15 protein-coding genes are annotated in these 15,957 nt (G+C 71.3%); 6 read left to right on the top strand and 9 right to left on the bottom strand.

Going from position 1 to position 15,957, the window contains the following annotated elements; translation table 11 throughout:
* Nucleotides 1-4: 4 nt before the first annotated feature.
* The 4 genes from ACIOHP_RS19750 to ACIOHP_RS19735 form a co-directional block, all read right to left on the bottom strand.
* Nucleotides 5-1,600, bottom strand: coding sequence for a protein kinase (locus ACIOHP_RS19750; RefSeq protein WP_401889020.1), 1,596 nt, complete (start codon nucleotides 1,598-1,600; stop codon nucleotides 5-7).
* A 57-nt stretch (nucleotides 1,601-1,657) separates the two neighbouring features.
* On the bottom strand, nucleotides 1,658-3,364 hold the full coding sequence (locus tag ACIOHP_RS19745; RefSeq protein WP_401889017.1) for a sulfite exporter TauE/SafE family protein: 1,707 nt from the start codon (nucleotides 3,362-3,364) through the stop codon (nucleotides 1,658-1,660).
* Entirely contained in the window at nucleotides 3,361-4,728 is a 1,368-nt protein-coding gene (locus tag ACIOHP_RS19740) for a tetratricopeptide repeat protein (RefSeq protein WP_361548924.1), read from the bottom strand. Before ACIOHP_RS19740 ends, ACIOHP_RS19745 begins: the two co-directional genes overlap by 4 nt.
* A 171-nt stretch (nucleotides 4,729-4,899) precedes the next feature.
* Nucleotides 4,900-6,435 carry a DUF4331 domain-containing protein gene (locus tag ACIOHP_RS19735; RefSeq protein WP_401889015.1) on the bottom strand — a complete coding sequence of 512 codons (1,536 nt, stop codon included), beginning with the start codon at nucleotides 6,433-6,435 and terminating at the stop codon, nucleotides 4,900-4,902.
* Nucleotides 6,436-6,666: 231 nt separating this feature from the next.
* Between ACIOHP_RS19735 and ACIOHP_RS19730 the strand changes: the two genes are divergently transcribed.
* The 3 genes from ACIOHP_RS19730 (at nucleotide 6,667) to ACIOHP_RS19720 (ending at nucleotide 8,426) form a co-directional block, all read left to right on the top strand.
* Complete coding sequence (locus tag ACIOHP_RS19730; RefSeq protein ID WP_361486729.1) at nucleotides 6,667-7,209, top strand: sigma-70 family RNA polymerase sigma factor; 543 nt, start codon at nucleotides 6,667-6,669, stop codon at nucleotides 7,207-7,209.
* Nucleotides 7,206-8,030, top strand: a complete 825-nt coding sequence (locus ACIOHP_RS19725; protein WP_401889012.1) for an anti-sigma factor domain-containing protein — start codon at nucleotides 7,206-7,208, stop codon at nucleotides 8,028-8,030. Before ACIOHP_RS19730 ends, ACIOHP_RS19725 begins: the two co-directional genes overlap by 4 nt.
* A 126-nt stretch (nucleotides 8,031-8,156) precedes the next feature.
* Entirely contained in the window at nucleotides 8,157-8,426 is a 270-nt protein-coding gene (locus ACIOHP_RS19720) for a hypothetical protein (RefSeq protein ID WP_307032799.1), read from the top strand.
* A 232-nt stretch (nucleotides 8,427-8,658) separates the two neighbouring features.
* Here ACIOHP_RS19720 and ACIOHP_RS19715 read toward each other — a convergent pair whose 3' ends face one another.
* Nucleotides 8,659-9,441, bottom strand: coding sequence for an ABC transporter permease (locus ACIOHP_RS19715; protein ID WP_401889009.1), 783 nt, complete (start codon nucleotides 9,439-9,441; stop codon nucleotides 8,659-8,661).
* Nucleotides 9,438-10,385: an ATP-binding cassette domain-containing protein gene (locus ACIOHP_RS19710; protein ID WP_401889007.1), complete on the bottom strand. Its 948-nt coding sequence runs from the start codon at nucleotides 10,383-10,385 to the stop codon at nucleotides 9,438-9,440. The genes ACIOHP_RS19715 and ACIOHP_RS19710 overlap by 4 nt, the downstream gene beginning before the upstream one ends.
* A gap of 62 nt (nucleotides 10,386-10,447) precedes the next feature.
* Between ACIOHP_RS19710 and ACIOHP_RS19705 the strand changes: the two genes are divergently transcribed.
* Nucleotides 10,448-11,167: a TetR/AcrR family transcriptional regulator gene (locus ACIOHP_RS19705; protein WP_401889004.1), complete on the top strand. Its 720-nt coding sequence runs from the start codon at nucleotides 10,448-10,450 to the stop codon at nucleotides 11,165-11,167.
* On the opposite strand, the gene ACIOHP_RS19700 is transcribed toward ACIOHP_RS19705, so the two are convergent.
* From ACIOHP_RS19700 to hmgA, 3 genes are all read right to left on the bottom strand, one after another.
* Nucleotides 11,164-12,321, bottom strand: coding sequence for a type ISP restriction/modification enzyme (locus tag ACIOHP_RS19700; protein WP_401889001.1), 1,158 nt, complete (start codon nucleotides 12,319-12,321; stop codon nucleotides 11,164-11,166). The genes ACIOHP_RS19705 and ACIOHP_RS19700 overlap by 4 nt on opposite strands.
* A gap of 26 nt (nucleotides 12,322-12,347) precedes the next feature.
* Nucleotides 12,348-13,097, bottom strand: a complete 750-nt coding sequence (locus ACIOHP_RS19695; protein ID WP_401888998.1) for a GntR family transcriptional regulator — start codon at nucleotides 13,095-13,097, stop codon at nucleotides 12,348-12,350.
* 150 nt (nucleotides 13,098-13,247) lie between these two features.
* A complete protein-coding gene (gene hmgA, locus ACIOHP_RS19690) occupies nucleotides 13,248-14,564 on the bottom strand; it encodes a homogentisate 1,2-dioxygenase (protein WP_401888995.1) in 1,317 nt (438 codons plus the stop codon).
* Nucleotides 14,565-14,733: 169 nt separating this feature from the next.
* Here hmgA and ACIOHP_RS19685 point away from each other — a divergent pair, with 169 nt between their 5' ends.
* Both ACIOHP_RS19685 and ACIOHP_RS19680 read left to right on the top strand, forming a co-directional pair.
* Nucleotides 14,734-15,330, top strand: coding sequence for a hypothetical protein (locus ACIOHP_RS19685; RefSeq protein WP_401888992.1), 597 nt, complete (start codon nucleotides 14,734-14,736; stop codon nucleotides 15,328-15,330).
* Nucleotides 15,327-15,944 (top strand): TetR/AcrR family transcriptional regulator, encoded by a 618-nt coding sequence (locus tag ACIOHP_RS19680; RefSeq protein WP_361548943.1) that lies wholly within the window; start codon nucleotides 15,327-15,329, stop codon nucleotides 15,942-15,944. Before ACIOHP_RS19685 ends, ACIOHP_RS19680 begins: the two co-directional genes overlap by 4 nt.
* The last annotated feature ends 13 nt before the right edge of the window (nucleotides 15,945-15,957 follow it).

The raw sequence follows: 15,957 nt of genomic DNA, 5'->3' as shown, positions 1-15,957 counted from the left end.
CCCGTCACTCGGTAGGCGAAGGAGAAGGGGAGGAGGCCCCGTCCGTCGGGGTCTCCGTCTCGCACGTCACCGAGAACGGCACCGAGTTGGACGTCACGTGCTGCGGGTCCTGGACCTCGACACTGATGTCGCTCTCGAACGTCCCGCTGTCGTTGTTCGTCGTCGCGACCACCTTGTCCTGCTTGGAGGTGCCGCCGCCCGCCGGGAACGACAGGGTCTTCCAGCCGTTGTCCATGACATCGCCGTCCGACGACACCCAGCGGTAGCGCACCTCCGCCGGCACCCGGCTCACCGTGATCGTCGCCGTGAAGGCGGGCGCCTCGGCGTTCGGCGGCGGACAGGGCCCCTTGTACTCCGTGTTCGCCCCCGCGAGCGTGGCCTGGACGGTCACCTGCGGTGGAGCGCTCGTCGTGGTCCTGTCGGGGGTGGAAGGGGGCGGCGGCTCCTCGCTGTCCTCGTCCGTCTCGGTCGGCGTGCTCTCACCCGTCGACCGGCTCGTCTCGTTGTTCCCCTGGTTGCCCTCGTTGTCGTCGCCGTTCAGCAGGGCGTACGTCAGCCCCGCGATCGCGAACGCCAGAGCGGCGAGGCCCGCGATCAGGACCACCGCGGCACGGCGGTTGCGCTCGGGAGGCCCGGAGGACGCCCTGGTCGTCGCAGCGGCCGGCGTGGGGGAGGTGGGCGCGGTCGGGAAGGGCGACGTCGGCGGCTCCTCCCGGTAGCCGGCGACCGTCGGTGCGTACGGCCCGGGCGGTACGGGTTCGGCACGCGTGGTGCCCCCCGCCGCGATGAGCCGCAGGTCCTGCTCGGCGCGGTCGGCCGGCAGCCGCTCCGCCGGGTCCTTGCGCAGCAGGCCCTCGATGACAGGAGTGAGCGGACCGGCCCGGTACGGGGTCGGCAGCTCCTCGTCGACGATCGCGCGCAGGGTGCTCAGCGGGGTGTTCTGGCGGAACGGCGAGTTGCCCTCGACCGCCGCGTACAGCAGCACGCCCAGCGACCACAGGTCGGACTCGGGGCCCGGAGTACGTCCCAACGCCCTTTCCGGGGCGAGGAATTCGGGCGAGCCGATGACCTCGCCGGTCATCGTGAGCGCCGAGCTGCCCTCCACCTGGGCGATGCCGAAGTCGGTGAGCACCACGCGGCCGTCGTTCGACAGCAGCACGTTGGCCGGCTTCACGTCCCGGTGCAGCACCCCCGCCTCGTGCGCGGCCCGCAGCGCGGAGAGGACCTCGGCGCCGATGTGCGCGGCCCGCTGCGGGGGCAACGGGCCCTCCGCGTCCAGGACGTCGGCCAGCGAGACGCCGCGGACCAGCTCCATGACGATCCACGGGCGGCCGTCCTGCGTGGCCACGTCGTACACCGTCACCACGTTGCGGTTGGAGACCCGGGCCGCGGCCCACGCCTCGCGCTCCAGCCGGGCGTACAACCGCTCGACGTCCGAGACCGCGAGACCCGAGGGTGCCCGCACCTCCTTGACCGCGACCTCACGGTGCAGCACCTCGTCGCGGGCGCGCCACACGGTTCCCATGCCGCCCTCGCCGAGCGGGGACAGGAGGCGGTAGCGGCCCGCGATCAGACGTTCACTGCCCGGATCTTCGGACACGGGCGTCCCCCATTCGCAATTCCGCGTGACTTCGCGTCATTTCTCCCCAAAAGTAGCTCAGCCGAGTGCGGATGCCGCCCCCTTGAGCACCAATCCGGCCCCGAGCGTCACGACGAGGAGCGCCGACATCAGGGGTGCGGACCTGCGGACGAGCGCCGTCACCGGATGCGTGGTCCAGCGGGGACGCCGGTCCAGCAGCCGATTCATCCCGGTACCCAGCTTCACGACGGCGAACCCCGCCGCGGTGAGAGTGAGCGCGAGACCGACGCCGTACGCGACGACCAGGAGGAAGCCGAACCACGCCTGGCCGAGCGCCATCGCGCCGACGAGGACGACGACCGCGGAGGGGCTGGGGACCAGGCCACCGGCGAAGCCGAGGAGGATCGTGCCGCGGAGGGTGGGGGAGGTGGAGTGGGTGTGGGTGAAGCCGCCGTGGGTGTGCTCGACGGTGTGCGAAGGGGCGTGGGGGTGGGAGTGGGGGTGCGGGTGACTGTGGTCGTCGTCGTGGCCGTGGTCGTGCGAGTGATGCGGGTCGTCGTGCGGGTGGCCGGGGGTGTCGGTGGCGGAGTGGCTGTGCGCGGTGGCCAGGGCCAGTTGGCGCGCGGGGGCCGGGGCGGGCTCGTGCACATGGTCGTGCCCGTGTCCGCCGTCGTCGTGCCCGTGCTCGCCGTCGTGCCCGTGGTCATGTTCATGGGAGTGCCCGTGCGTATGGCCGTGGCCCCGCTCGTGCCTGCGGTGGTGCCAGGCCCGTCGTACGAGCGTCAGCCCCGCGCCCGTCACCAGCACCCCGCTCGCGATGCCCAGCCAGGTGATCACCGAGGGCGCCGCCCCCGAGCCCGCCGTGACCAGCAGGCCCAGGGCGACCACGCCGAGCGTGTGGGTCACCGTGACCGACGCGGCCAGGGGCATGACGTCCTTGAGGCGGGCCTTGCCGCCGCGGGCCGTCGCCACCGCCGCCATGAGGGTCTTGCCGTGGCCGGGGGCGAGCGCGTGCAGCGCGCCCAGGGCTATGGCGATGAACAGGGCCAGCGCGGCGAAGCCGAAGGTGAGGTCGTGGCGGGCCACCAGGGAGTCCAGCGCCCGGGTCCAGCGGTCGGCGCCGCGGGGCAGGACGGAGGCCGCCGGGGCGTTCGTCCGCTCCTCGGACAGGGCCGGGCCGCCGGGGCGTACGCGCAGGTCCGCCGTCGTGGTGTCGGCGGGCGAGGAGAGCAGCTCCTGCGGGTACTCGGTCAGTTCGCGGGAGAGCGACTTCGCCGGTACGTCCGAGGCCGTCAGCGTCATCCGGTCGCCGCGCGCGGTGATCTCCCGCCAGCCGGGCCCGGAGTCCGTACCCGCGCCACGGAAGCCGAGGGCGACCGTGGAGCTCTCGGGGAGCGGTGCCGTCAGCTCGCACTCCACACGCAGAGTGTCGAGCCCCGCCTGACCGGGCCGCACACGGGCCTTGCTGTCCTTGACCGTCAGGGCGGCGGTACGGCCGTCGACGGTGACCTCGCTGTCCCGTGCGGCCGTCTCGCACCGCTGTGCGGCCCAGCCGGCCATGCCCAGCTTCTCGATGTCCGGCTTCGCCTGGGTCGCCGGGATCTCCGCGAGGTCCTCGACGTGGTCGACGCGCAGCTGTCCCGGGGCGGCGACGAGACCGTCGTAGCGGTTGACCGTGAAGTTGCCCAGGGGGTGCGCGCTCGCGGCTCCCGTGGGAAGGAGTACGAGCACGCACGCGGCCGTGAGCACGGCCGCGCCGGAGGTGAACGGACGCAGGGACCTCACTTGGCCGCCTCCAGGTCCTTGAGCGCCTTGCGGGCCTCGCCGGCACCCAGGGTCGAGAACCCGGGGTTCAGCTTCAGGGCCGCCTCGAGATGGGTCCGGGCGTCCTTCTCGTGGCCCGTGGCGCGTTCGACGATGCCCCGGTGGTAGAGGAACGAGGCGTTGCGGTAGCCGGTCGCGGTGGCCCGGCGGGCGTACGGCAGGGCTTCCTCGTCCTCGCCGTTGACGTGCAGGGCCCAGGCCAGCGCGTCCGCCGTGTGCACGGTGTGCCGGCGGTCCCACTCGGCGCGGGCCGCGCGCAGCGCCGCCTTCTTGTCGCCGTGGTCGGCGGCGGCGAGCGCGGTGTCCAGGTCGGCGTTGACGCCGTTGGCGCGGGCGAGCGCCGTCCAGGCGTCGACCAGGGCGAACTGGTCGTCGGCCCTGTCCTGGTCGCCGCGCTCGGCGTACAGCTCGCCGAGCTCGACGAGCGGGCCCGGCAGCGGATAGCGGGCGACGACGTTCTCGAGCCCGCGGACCGCCTCCTTCTCGTCGCCGCTCGCGGCCTGCGCGCGGGCGCGGCCCTCGAGGGCGGGGAGGTAGTCCTCGTCGGCGGCCAGGGCCCGAGCGAAGTGATCGAGGGCCTCCTTGTACTCGCCCTGGTTCCAGGCGAGCTGGCCGAGCTGTGCGGCGACGTACGCCACGTCACCGGGGGTCGAGGCCGACGCGAAGGCCTGCTTCAGCACCCGCTTCGCCGTGGTCACGTCGCCGCGCAGCTCATGGACGTACGCGTACCGCGTGAAGACGGGGATCCCCGGCTTCCGGGAGTCCGCCGTGTCGGCGGCCTTCGCGGCGTCGGCGTAGCGGCCGAGCTCGACGAGGGCGTCGATACGGGAGGACAGGGCGCGTTCGTTGTAGGGGTTCTGCTTCAGCGTCCGGTCGGCGTACTTCAGGGCGTCCGCGAAGTCGTGCCGGGCCGCCGCGAGGGCGGCACGGCCGGCGAGGGCGGCTTCGTTGTCGGCCTTCAGTTCCAGCGACCGCTTCAGGGCCTTGTCGGCCTGCGGGTAACGGGAGGGGTCGCCCTTGGTGCGGGCCTGCTCGACATAGGCGAGCCCGAGGGTGGCCCAGCCGCCGAAGTCCTTCGGCTGGGAACGGAGATGGGCCTGGAGCGAGGAGATGCTCGCGTCCAGGTCCCCACTGGAGAGCATCGCCGGCGACATGGCACTCGGCGCGGCGGCGACGGTCGTACCGCCGTCGTCGCGCAGGGCACCGACGGCGAGGGAACCGGCGGTCAGGGCAATGGCCAGCAGAACGGCGGAACCGCCGAGTTGCACGGCACGCAGCCGTCCTCCGGAGGCCGTCGTCTCGCCGTCGTTCGTACCCGGGACCATTGCCCTCTCCTAGGGATCAGTTACGCGGATGTGCGGCGCGGCCCGCGCCGTGGGGGATGAGTACGAGCGGGCCGCGCCAGTTCGAAGCGGACGGTGGGAGCAGCGCCCCGTCTTTGAGGGGCGCGGGGAACCGCGCGAACAACCCCCACCGGCCCGCGGCTCGGATACGACCTAGTACGCCCGGGTCCGCATCCGACGCCACCACATGAGACCCGCACCGATAAGAGCGATGCCGGCCGCCCCGGCACCGGCCGACGCGGCGACCAGAGTGGTGTCGTCCATCCCGGTCGAGGAGCCGGCAGGCTGGAGCGCGTCGCCCAGCTGGTTACGGACGTCGTTCCCACCGCTCGTGCCCTTGGCCAGCTTCCCGCGGGACCCCGCGGTCGGGTTGGCCAGGTACGGGAAGGACTTGCCGAACTTCTTGTCGTTCTTGTCGACCGCGTCACCCAAGTCGTTCTTGGCACCGAGGAGTTCACCCTCGACGACCTGGAGCGCGGCGTCGAGCACGTCGTCGGAGAGCCGACGCCCGTTCGGGAAGCCCGCGTTGTCGCCGTCCAGCACACCGAGCCGCTTGGGATCGTGGGTCGGCTTGATGGACGTGTTGAGGCGCAGCTCCTCCGCCGCCCGCACGTGCGGCGGCTGGTTGAGGCCCTCGACGCCCTTCAGGAAGACGTCGACGAGGTCGTTGCGCGGCTCGTCGGGCGCGTCGATCTTGTAGATCGCCTCGATGAGCTTCGGCAGCTCCGGGTTGGTGACGTTCTGCAGGAACTGGCCGTCCTCCCAGGGCGCGGACGCGTTGAACTTGTCCTTGTCCTTGATGGGGTTGACGACCTCGTTGACCAGCGGCATGCCCAGGCGCGAGACCTGCGCGTAGTAGCCCTGCGCGTTCTTGCGCTGGGTCGTCGACCAGATGCCGACGATCGGCTGGTCCTTGGACTCCGTGATCATGTCCGTCGGCACCTGGAGGGCGACCGAGTTGACGTTGTAGCCCTTGAGGGTGTCACGGCCGACCTCGGAGAGGTTGCCGCCGTACAGCAGGTCGAAGACGCGCAGGTCCAGGAAGAACGGGTCGTCGGCCTGGCCGGCGAAGGTCGTCGAGCCGCCCGGCAGCTCGTGGATCGCTTCCTTGCGCAGCTTGTTGTAGTCCGGCATCGACGCCTTGCCGACGTTCGACGGTGCCACGGGCACGTCGTCGGCGACCTTGGTCTTCGACACCTCATGCTGGTTCTTCAGCTTGATGAGTTCGATGTCGTAGGTCTGCGTGACGTTGAGGTCGGGGTCGTCGAGGCTCTCGACGGGACCCGTGTTGTACAGGAACGTCTTGTCGTTCTTCACATGCGTCTTGAAGGTGTAGCGGAAGAGCAGCTCGCCCTGCGCGTCACCGTTGTTGTCGATGTGGATGTCGTACTGCGCGTCCTCGGCGAACGTGAAGAAGTTCGGTCCGCCGGCCGGATCCTCGAAGGGGATCCAGTTCGCGATGAGCGTCGTCGTGTCCGGCTTGTCCGGGCTGACGAAGGCGTACACGTCCGTGTTGTCGTACTGCGGGTCCCCGGAGATGAGCGGGGCCTCCCGGTGACTGGAGGCGTTGGCCGCCCCCGGTTCCAGCGCGGCCACACCGGCGGCTGCGAGCCCTCCGGCGGCCAGCGAAGCGCATATGAGGGTCGCGACGCTCCTGCGCCCCGCACCGCTCCTGGAGATAGGTGTCATGCCGTCCGTCCTCAGTCCCAACTTGCCTGACGAACGCTGATTCGGAGCGGTCGGCAGGGCGGATTGGTCGAATCCCAAACGTTCTTACGGCGGAATCGGGATCATGTTTCATCGAACGGCGACCCGCGTTTTCGGCCCGCTGATCCGTAACCCCATCCGGAGGTGGGTTCGTTGCGAATATCTCGGGGGGCCGGACGGCCCAGATGCGGTTTCGCGGGAGGGGGAGGCGACTTGGAGGCGGACGAGCTTCTGGTGCTCGTTGCGGGTGGGGACCAGAAGGCATTCGAGGAGTTGTACGGACTGGTCTCCGGGCCGGTCTTCGGGCTGGTGCGCCGGGTGGTCCGGGATCCGGCGCAGTCGGAGGAAGTGGCCCAGGAGGTACTGCTCGAACTCTGGCGGTCCGCCGCGAGGTTCGACCCCGGCCGGGGCAGCGCCCTGTCCTGGGTCCTCACCCTCGCCCACCGCCGGGCCGTCGACCGGGTGCGCAGCGCCCGCGCGGCCGGCGAGCGCGAGCTGCGGGAGGCCCGGCGGACGAACGGCCCCGCCTTCGACCACGTCACCGAGGAGGTCGAGGCCGGACTCGAACGCGAGTGGGTGCGCCGCTGTCTGGAACGGCTCACCGATCTCCAGCGCCAGTCCGTCACCCTCGCCTACTACGACGGCTACACGTACCGTGAAGTGGCCGAGCGGCTCTCGCTGCCGCTGGGCACCGTCAAGACCCGTATGCGCGACGGACTCACCCGGATGCGCGAGTGCCTGGGAGGTGTGGCGTGAGCCTCCTCGACAAACTGTTCCGCCGCGATGACCCGCACTCCCTGGCCGCGCCCTACGCGCTCGACGCCCTGGAGCCCGCCGAGCGGACCCGCTTCGAGAAGCACTTGAAGGACTGTCCGGTCTGCGCCGCCGAGGTCCGCGCCCTGACCGAGGACGCCGTGCGCCTCGCCTGGTCGACGGCCGTCCCGGCGCCGGCCGCGATGCGCGACCGGGTCCTGGCCGCCGTACGCACCACCGCGCAGGAACCGGTGCGCGCACAACCCCGGCGTGTGCACGAGCCACAGCTGCCGCCGCACGTCTGGGGCACACAGGCACCACCCGCGCGCACCCGTGCGCCCCGGGAGCGCCGCCCCCTCTTCGTGCCGTTCGCCACGGCCACGGCGGCCGCGGCCCTCGTGGTCGCCGCCCTGTTCGCCGTACAGGCGAACGACACCCGGGACCAGTTGAACGCCGAGCGGGTTCGGTCGAGTGAGATCGCCCACGTTCTCGCAGCTCCCGACGCCCGGGCGAGCACCGGCAAGGACGCACAGGGCCGCAGTATCGGAGTTGTCGCGTCCGCATCGGAGGGGAAAGCGGTCGTCACCCTCAGCGGATACGACGACATCCCGGCCGGCCGCGTGAACCAGTTGTGGCTCATGCGCCCCGGCGCGCAACCGCGCTCCCTCGGGCTCTTCGATGCCGACACGCCCTTGGTCACGTCCGGTCTCGACAAGTCCGCCACGTCACTGGCTGTAACCGTCGAGCCCGGCGGAGGATCGGCGCAGCCCACTACACAGCCAGTTGTCCAACTCGCCCTGAAATCGGTTGGATTCGGAGAGTAACCACGGAGGGGTCGTCAACGCCCTTACGGGGAAGGTGAATCCTGTGACCGCGATACACGAGTGCCCCCAGGGGGCGATAGGGTTACCCTGCCCGGGCCGGGTGGACTCGTACGGGTGGGGAGTGACATGGAACAGATAACAGTGCGCAGCAGGGCGAGGGTCCCTGCGATCACCTGCGGGAGCAGCGCGACCAGTTCGCGCCTCGACCGCCATCTCTCGGTGCTGGGCGGTCCTGTCGTCCCGCAGCGGGAGGCGGCCGAGGCGACTTCTCTGATGCGTGAGCTGACCGCCCGTGAGCCCGCGCAAGGCCGCAGCGACAGGGGTGCGCGCGTCCGTCGCGTCTCGCTCTTCGCTCCGCTGCGCCGACTGCGCCGGTCGCTGTTCGGCGGGCGCTAGCCCGACACGCTCAGGCGTTCTCGACCCGCGCCCGGCCGGCCGTACCGCCCCGGCGCCCTGCCGCGACCCCGTCGTCCGTCATCCCCACGGCACGCGGCAGCGCCAGGTACGTCCATCGGGCGCGGGTCCACCCTCCACCCCACCCCGCTCGAACTCACCGGCAGGGCCCGTCAGTCGGGTCGCGAACGCTCCCAAGTCACGTCCGGCGCCCACTGGTTCCGCCTGCCCTGTCTCAACGCTCCCCGCGCGCATACCGACGCACGGCGAGCGGTGCGCACACGGCGATCAGCACCGCACACCACGCGAGCGACCCGGCGACCGGATGAGCCACCGGCCAGGCAGCCCCCTCCGGAACCGGCGCGTTGCCGAAGAGGTCCCGTACGGCCGTGGTGACCGCGCTGATCGGGTTCCACTCGGCGAGCGTGCGCAGCCAGCCCGGCATGCCGTCGACGGGGATGTACGCGTTGGACAGCAGCGGCAGCATGAAGGTCGCACCGCCCAGCTGCCCGGCCGCCTCCTCGCTGCGTGAGGCGAGCCCCAGCAGGATGCCCACCCAGGTGGCGGCCAGCCGGAAGAGCAGCAGCAGACCGAACGCGCCCGCCGCCGCGAGCCACCCGCCCTCGACCCGCCAGCCCATCGCGAGCCCGACGAGAAGCAGCGGAACCAGCCCGACCGCCGTCACCAGCAGATCGGCGACCGCCTGGCCCGCGGGCACCGCCGAGCGGCTCATCGGCAGCGTGCGGAAGCGGTCCATCACCCCGCGATGGGAGTCCGCGGCAGCGGTGAACATCCCGGTCATGATCCCGTTCGCGACCGTGGCCACCAGCATCCCCGGCACCAGGAACGCGCGGTACTCCTCGCCCGGCATGGCCAGGGCGCTCCCGAAGACATAACCGAAGAACAGCAGGAAGACGATCGGCATCGTCTGCGTCATGACCGTGATCGCGGGAGCGTGCCGGACCTTCTGGAGATGACGGCCCAGGACCGCCGTTCCGTCGTGGATCACCGCGCTCATGCGGCGACCTCCTCTCGTGCGGTGAGGCGCAGGAACACCTCGTCGAGGGTGGGCGGGCGCAGACTCGCGTCGACGACGGGCACCCGGCCGGCGTCGAGTTCGCGGACGATGCGGGGGAGGGTGAGGCCGGGGTCGAGGACGACCGCGCCCGCGGTGCGCCGCTCGGCGTCGAGCACCGGACGGGCACCGGTCAGCTGGTCGAGGACCACGGCGGCCGCGTGCAGCGCGGGGGTGCCGCCGTCCTCGGCGACCACCACCTCGGCGTACCGTCCTGTCTGTGCCTTGAGCTCGGCGGGAGTGCCCTGGTGCGCGACCCGCCCCTCGTCGATCAGTACGACGCGGTCGGCCAGCCGGTCGGCCTCCTCCAGATACTGCGTGGTCAGCAGCACGGTGGTCCCCTCGCCCACCAACTCCCTTACGGCGTCCCAGATCTCGTTCCTGCTGTGCGGATCGAGCCCGGTCGTCGGCTCGTCCAGGAACAGCACGGCGGGCCGGGTGATGAGGCTCGCGGCGAGGTCGAGGCGGCGGCGCATGCCACCCGAGTAGGTGCGCGCGGGCCGGTCGGCGGCGTCGGTCAGTCCGAACCGCTCCAGCAGTTCGTCGGCGCGGGTCCGCGGGACGCGCAGCAGTCGCGCGAACAGCCGGAGGTTCTCGGCGCCGGTGAGGTCGCCGTCCACCGAGGCGTACTGCCCCGTGACCGCGATCCGGCGGCGGACCCGCGCGGCCTCGCGCACCACGTCGTGCCCGGCGACCCGTGCCGTCCCCGCGTCCGGCCTCAGCAGTGTGGTCAGCACCCGCACCGCGGTGGTCTTGCCCGCGCCGTTGGGTCCGAGCAGTCCGCAGACCGTGCCCTCCTCGACCGCGAGATCGAGTCCGCGCAGCGCGTGGACATCGCGGAAGCGGCGCTCCAGACCCTCACTAAGTACAGCGTACGTAGAAGTCATACGGCCACGCTACCTCACTACGTACGCTGTACGTAACTAAGATGGTGGCGAGGTGATGATCAATGGCGGGCCGAGCGGCCGAACCCGAGGTGATCTGGGCGCGCCCCGAGCGGACAGGCCGAGGCCCGAAACCGGCGTACAGCCGTGCGGACATCGCCGCGGCGGCGGTCCGGATCGCCGACGCGGACGGGCTGGACGCGGTGTCGATGCGGCGGGTGGCGGCCGAGATCGGCTGCGGCACGATGTCGCTCTACAACTACGTGCCGCGCAAGGAGGACCTGTACGAGCTGATGGTCGATCTGATCAGCGGCGAGTACGAGCTCCCTGCCGAGGGCGGTGGGGACTGGCGGGCGGACATGAGGGACTTCGCCCGGCAGGCGCTCGGCATCATGCGGCGCCATCCCTGGGTGGTGCGGGTGATGTCGACGGCGTACGCCATCAGCCCGAATGCGCTACGCGTTCTCGACCGGGTCCTGGCCTGTCTGGAGGGCCTCGACGTGCCGCCCGGCACCAAGCTGGAGCTGTTCGGGATGGTCAACGGGTCGGTCATGACGTTCGTCGCCAACGAGCAGGCGATCGCCGAGCGGTCGCGGTCCGTGCCGTGGTCGGCGGAGCAGGAGCAGGCGGTGCGGGGGGCGTACATGAGGGGACGCGTCGGGACGGGGGAGTATCCGCACCTGGCCGCGTTGTTCGCGCAGGGGATGGCTCCGCCGGACGATCCGGAGGGGATGTTCGACCGGATGCTGACCAGGCTGCTGGACTCCTTCGATCCGAAGAACTAGATCAAGCCCAACTGGCCTTCCGGGCCCTCCTCGTGATGGTCCAGCACCGAGGCCGGTCGACGTGCCGCGTCCGGTACCGGGAACACGCCCGCCTTGCGCAGGTCCGTCGCCGTGATCCGGGCCGTCACCGTCAACTCGGTCTGCCGCTGGGTCACTCCCGCGGTCAGTGCCAGGATCGTGATGAGTTCCAGCAGCTCCGACGTCCAGGTCTGGGGCCAGGTCGCCGGGCGGATGGCCGACAGGGTGCCCGGCTCCGCCTCCGCCGTCCTCGCCGTGAACCACTCCTCCAGGACGCGTACGCCGTTGACCTCGAAGTCCCAGGCCTCCGGGGGCACGGGGGAGATACGGCCCTCGTCGAGGTGGAGGGCCTCCTCGTCGCGGTCGTAGTGCAGGCCGAGAGGGCGGGACGGCAGCGGGGCGCGGACGTAGGGGCGGCGGCCGCCGGGGAGCTTGGGGCGGTCGCCGTCGCGGCGCATGAGCCTCCGGAGGCGGTGGCCCAGTTCGGTGCCGCGTGCCCAGAGTTCGGGGTCGTCGGTGAGGGGGACGGCGAGGTCCGGACGTACGGTCGCCAGGGTCCAGGCGAGGACGTCCGGCGGCGTCACGGAGCGTCCGAGCCGTTCGCCCAGATACTCCGGCAGACCCGGTGCCAGGTTGGGTTCCACCCCGTCCGGCCGCCGGTACAGGGGGCGGACGCGGCCGGGGCGGAGCAGCGGGAGCAGGGGCGTGGCGATCAGCACCGGGCCGGGACCGCCGGCGGTCTCCGCGACGAAGACCTGGTGCTCGTCCGCCACCCGCCACAGCTCGGGCCGGGCCGTGTCGATCAGTCGGTGGTCGGGGATCAGCCAGTGCTCGTCGAAGGGGGCGTGCAGGACGCGTACCGGCTCGGCGCAGGGCCCGGCCGCGCGGGCGAGCTTCTCCGTGCCTCCCGTCCGCCCCGGCAGCTGCCCCACCGCGGAACGCAGGGTGCGTGACCGCGTCGGCTCGAACAGGGCCTCCCGGTCCGGGCCCTCGGCCTTCAGCAGGGCGTCCCAGCGGGCTTTCAGGGATGCCGCGTCGGGGCCCGTCGGCCACGCCCGGCCGAGCCGCGGCGGTGCGACGGACCACGGCATGAGGTCCGCGAGCAGCGGAGCGTCGTCGTGCGTCACGCTGGGCATCGTACGACTTGGCGATGACACACGGGTCAGTTGGCTTCCAGGGTCACCGTGAAGGAGAAGCGGTCGCCCCGGTAGTGGATCACCGCCACGTCCAGTACTCGTCCCTCCCCGTCGTACGTCACACCCGTGTAGTGCAGGATCGGGCTCAGCAGCGGCACTTGGAGCAGCTGAGCCGTCTTCGGGTCCGCGAGACGCGCCTCCACCGTGTCCGTGATGCGGCTGATGTCCGCCCCGACGCCGTCCCGCAGCACCTTCGTCATCGGCCAGCGGACCAGGTCCTCCAGGTCGATGCGCGCGCCGAGTTCGGGGCGGATCCAGTTGCGGGCGTGGTTCGTCGGCTCGCCCGTCTTCTCGTCGCCCCGCAGGCGGTGGTACGTCGCCACCTCGCCCAGGTCCGGGAAGTACTCCGCGAGTTCGGGGGGAACGGGACCCCGGCCGTGGTCGAGCAGTTCTGTGACCATGCCCGACTGCTGGGCCACGATCGCGTCCACCGAGCCGAGCAGCCGGACCGGGGCGCCGCGCAGCGCGTCCGGCTCGATGAACGTGCCGCGCCTGCGATGGCGCGAGATCAGCCCCTCGTCCTCCAGCTCCTTCAGCGCCTGCCGCATGGTCAGCACGCTCACCCCGTAATGACCCGCCAGCTGCTCCTCGGTGGGCAGCCGCAACGGATCCTGCGGCGAGCGGCCGAGTATCGAGGCGCGCAGTGACTGCGAGACCTGGTACCAGAGCGGCAGCTTGCGGTTCAGGACGATCGAGTCCGGGGCGAAGGAGGTCACGGGGCTATCCGTACCGGTCGACGCCGATCAGTGCAACGGAGTGAGCCGAAGGGGCGCGCCGGTGTCGAGAGCGCGAGCGCGCGGAGGCCCGAAGGGTCGAGCACGGTCGTGGTCTCGACACCGGCTTTGGCGCCCCGTAGGCGAACGACGTCATGAAAGCGCGCGGAAGTGGCGTTCCAGCCCCTTCCACACGTCGTCGTAGTGCCGTTGCAGATGATCCGCCTGGGCCGCGTGCGCGGTCAGCGTCACCGGCCAGCGCGTCTCGAACATGAACGCGAGCCCGTCGTCGACCTTCTGGGGCTTGAGCTCTGCCGCGCTCGCCCGGTCGAACGTCTCCCGGTCCGGACCGTGCGCCGACATCATGTTGTGCAGCGAGCCGCCACCGGGCACGAAGCCCTCGGCCTTCGCGTCGTAGGCGCCCTCGATCAGGCCCATGTACTCGCTCATCACGTTCCGGTGGAAGTATGGCGGCCGGAACGTGTCCTCGCCGACCAGCCAGCGCGGCGCGAAGACGACGAAGTCCACGCCGGCCAGCCCCGGGGTGTCCGACGGAGACGTCAGCACCGTGAAGATCGACGGGTCGGGATGGTCGTACGAGATCGACCCGATGACGTTGAAGCGGCGCAGGTCGTAGACGTACGGCACGTGGTTGCCGTGCCAGGCGACCACGTCGAGCGGGGAGTGGTCGTAGACGGCCGTCCAGAGGTTGCCGCAGAACTTGTTGACCACCTCGACCGGGCCCTCGACGTCCTCGTAGGCGGCCACGGGGGCTTTGAAGTCACGGGCGTTGGCGAGGCCGTTGGCGCCGATCGGGCCGAGGTCGGGGAGCTGGAAGGGGGCGCCGTAGTTCTCGCAGACGTAGCCGCGGGCGGAGGGGTCGAGGAGTTCCACGCGGAAGCGGACGCCGCGCGGGATCAGGGCCACATGGCCGGGCTCGGCGTGCAGCAGGCCGAACTCCGTGCGCAGCAGCAGGCCGCCCTGTTCGGGGACGATCAGCAGCTCGCCGTCGGCGTCGCTGAAGACGCGGTCCATGGAGTCGGTGGCGTGGTAGACGTGCACGGCCATGCCGGTGCGCTGGGTGGTGTCGCCGTTGCCGCCCAGGGTCCACAGACCGGCCAGGAAGTCGGTGCCCTCCCTCGGATCCGGCAGCGGGTTCCAGCGCAGCCGGTTCGGGTCGGGCACGGACTCCGTGAACGGGGCCGAGCGGATCCAGCCGTTGTGGGTGTGGGTGAACGCCGGGTGCGCGGCCGAGGGGCGGATCCGGTACAGCCAGGAGCGGCGGTTGTGGGCCCGGGGCTCGGTGAACGCCGTGCCGCTGAGCTGCTCCGCGTAGAGGCCGAGGGGTGCGCGCTGTGGTGCGTTGCGCCCCTCGGGCAGTGCTCCGGGGACGGCCTCCGAGCTGTGCTCGTTGCCGAAACCGGAGAGGTAGGTCAGCCCTTCCGCGGTCTTCCGCGCTTCCCCGCTCATGATCGCTCCCTTGCGACTCTGATTCCTATGTATCACCGTAGGATTGCGGTTTCGTGGGCGCAAGGGGGCCGCGGGGGGTGCTTTCGACGGTGGGCCTCCTCATCAGGGAGGAGGAGAACCAGACTCAAGGGGGATTCGGCTTTCGGAACGTTGTTCTAGTCTCCCGGGCATGTCGTGGACGCGGACGCTGCCGGCCGCGCTCGCGGTCTGTGTCCTTCTGTGGGCCGGAACCGCGAGCTGCGGAGCCGATCATGCGCGGGAACAGCAGAACAGCGCGGTGTCGCCGTCGCCCGTGGGCAAGGTGCTCGACGACACCGACGAGGACGGGCGCCACTACCGCGAGGTGGACGACGAGAACGCGCCCGACGTGGACATCGAGGTGCAGCCGGACGGCGACGACAGCTGGGACGTGCGCCTGACCGTGCAGAACTTCCGCTTCTCCCCGTCCGGCACGAAGCCGAAGGCGGTCAAGGGCCGCGGCCTGGTGTACCTCTTCGTGGACGGCACCCTCGTCTCCCGGCTGCGCACCCCCGAGTGCCACATCCCCGCCGACCTCGTCCCCCGCGGCACGCACACCGTCACCGCACGGCTCCACGCCGACGACGGCACCGTGTGGGTCGTCGACGGCGACCCCGTCGAGAGCGCGGCCGACATCACGGCGTCGGGTGCCGAGGCCACCGCGGGACCGTCCGCACTGAGTGCACCGGCCAACCTTCTTCGTACAGGGGGGCGAGGTTCACCGGACCGCGGCGGAAAGGCATCATGAAGCCCGTGCCCGACGCGACATCGCTACGCCGAGCGCCCGTGCAGCGGCGCAGTGCCGAACGGCTGACCAGGATTCTCGACGCCTGCGCCGACCTGCTCGACGAGGTCGGCTACGACGACCTGAGCACCCGGGCCGTCGCCCAGCGCGCAGGCGTCCCCATCGGCTCCGTCTACCGCTTCTTCGGCAACAAGCGGCAGATGGCCGACGCCCTCGCCCAGCGCAACCTCGAACGGTTCACCGCCCGCGTCACCGAGCGCCTCAAAGAGGCCACGGGCGGCGGCTGGCGAGCCGCGATGGACGCGGTCCTCGACGAGTACCTCGCCATGAAACGCACCGCCCCCGGCTTCTCCCTCGTCGACTTCGGCAACCAGATCCCGGTCGGCGCACGCCACGCCGAACCGAACCACCGCGTCGCCGACCGCCTCACCGAGCTCCTCTCCGGATACATCGACCGCGAGCCGGACGAGGACCTGCGGCGCACCTTCCTGATAGCCGTGGAAACGGCCGACACCCTCGTCCACCTGGCCTTCCGGGTGGCTCCGGAGGGGGACGAGCGGGTCATCGGGGAGGCGCGGGAGATGTTGCGGGCTTATTTGGCGCGGGTGCTGGACTGACGGGGAACGTCCC

The organism is Streptomyces sp. NPDC087859, assembly GCF_044742595.1.
In the GTDB taxonomy this organism is placed as follows: domain Bacteria; phylum Actinomycetota; class Actinomycetes; order Streptomycetales; family Streptomycetaceae; genus Streptomyces; species Streptomyces canus_F.
This window is presented reverse-complemented; position numbering and strand designations above follow the sequence as displayed.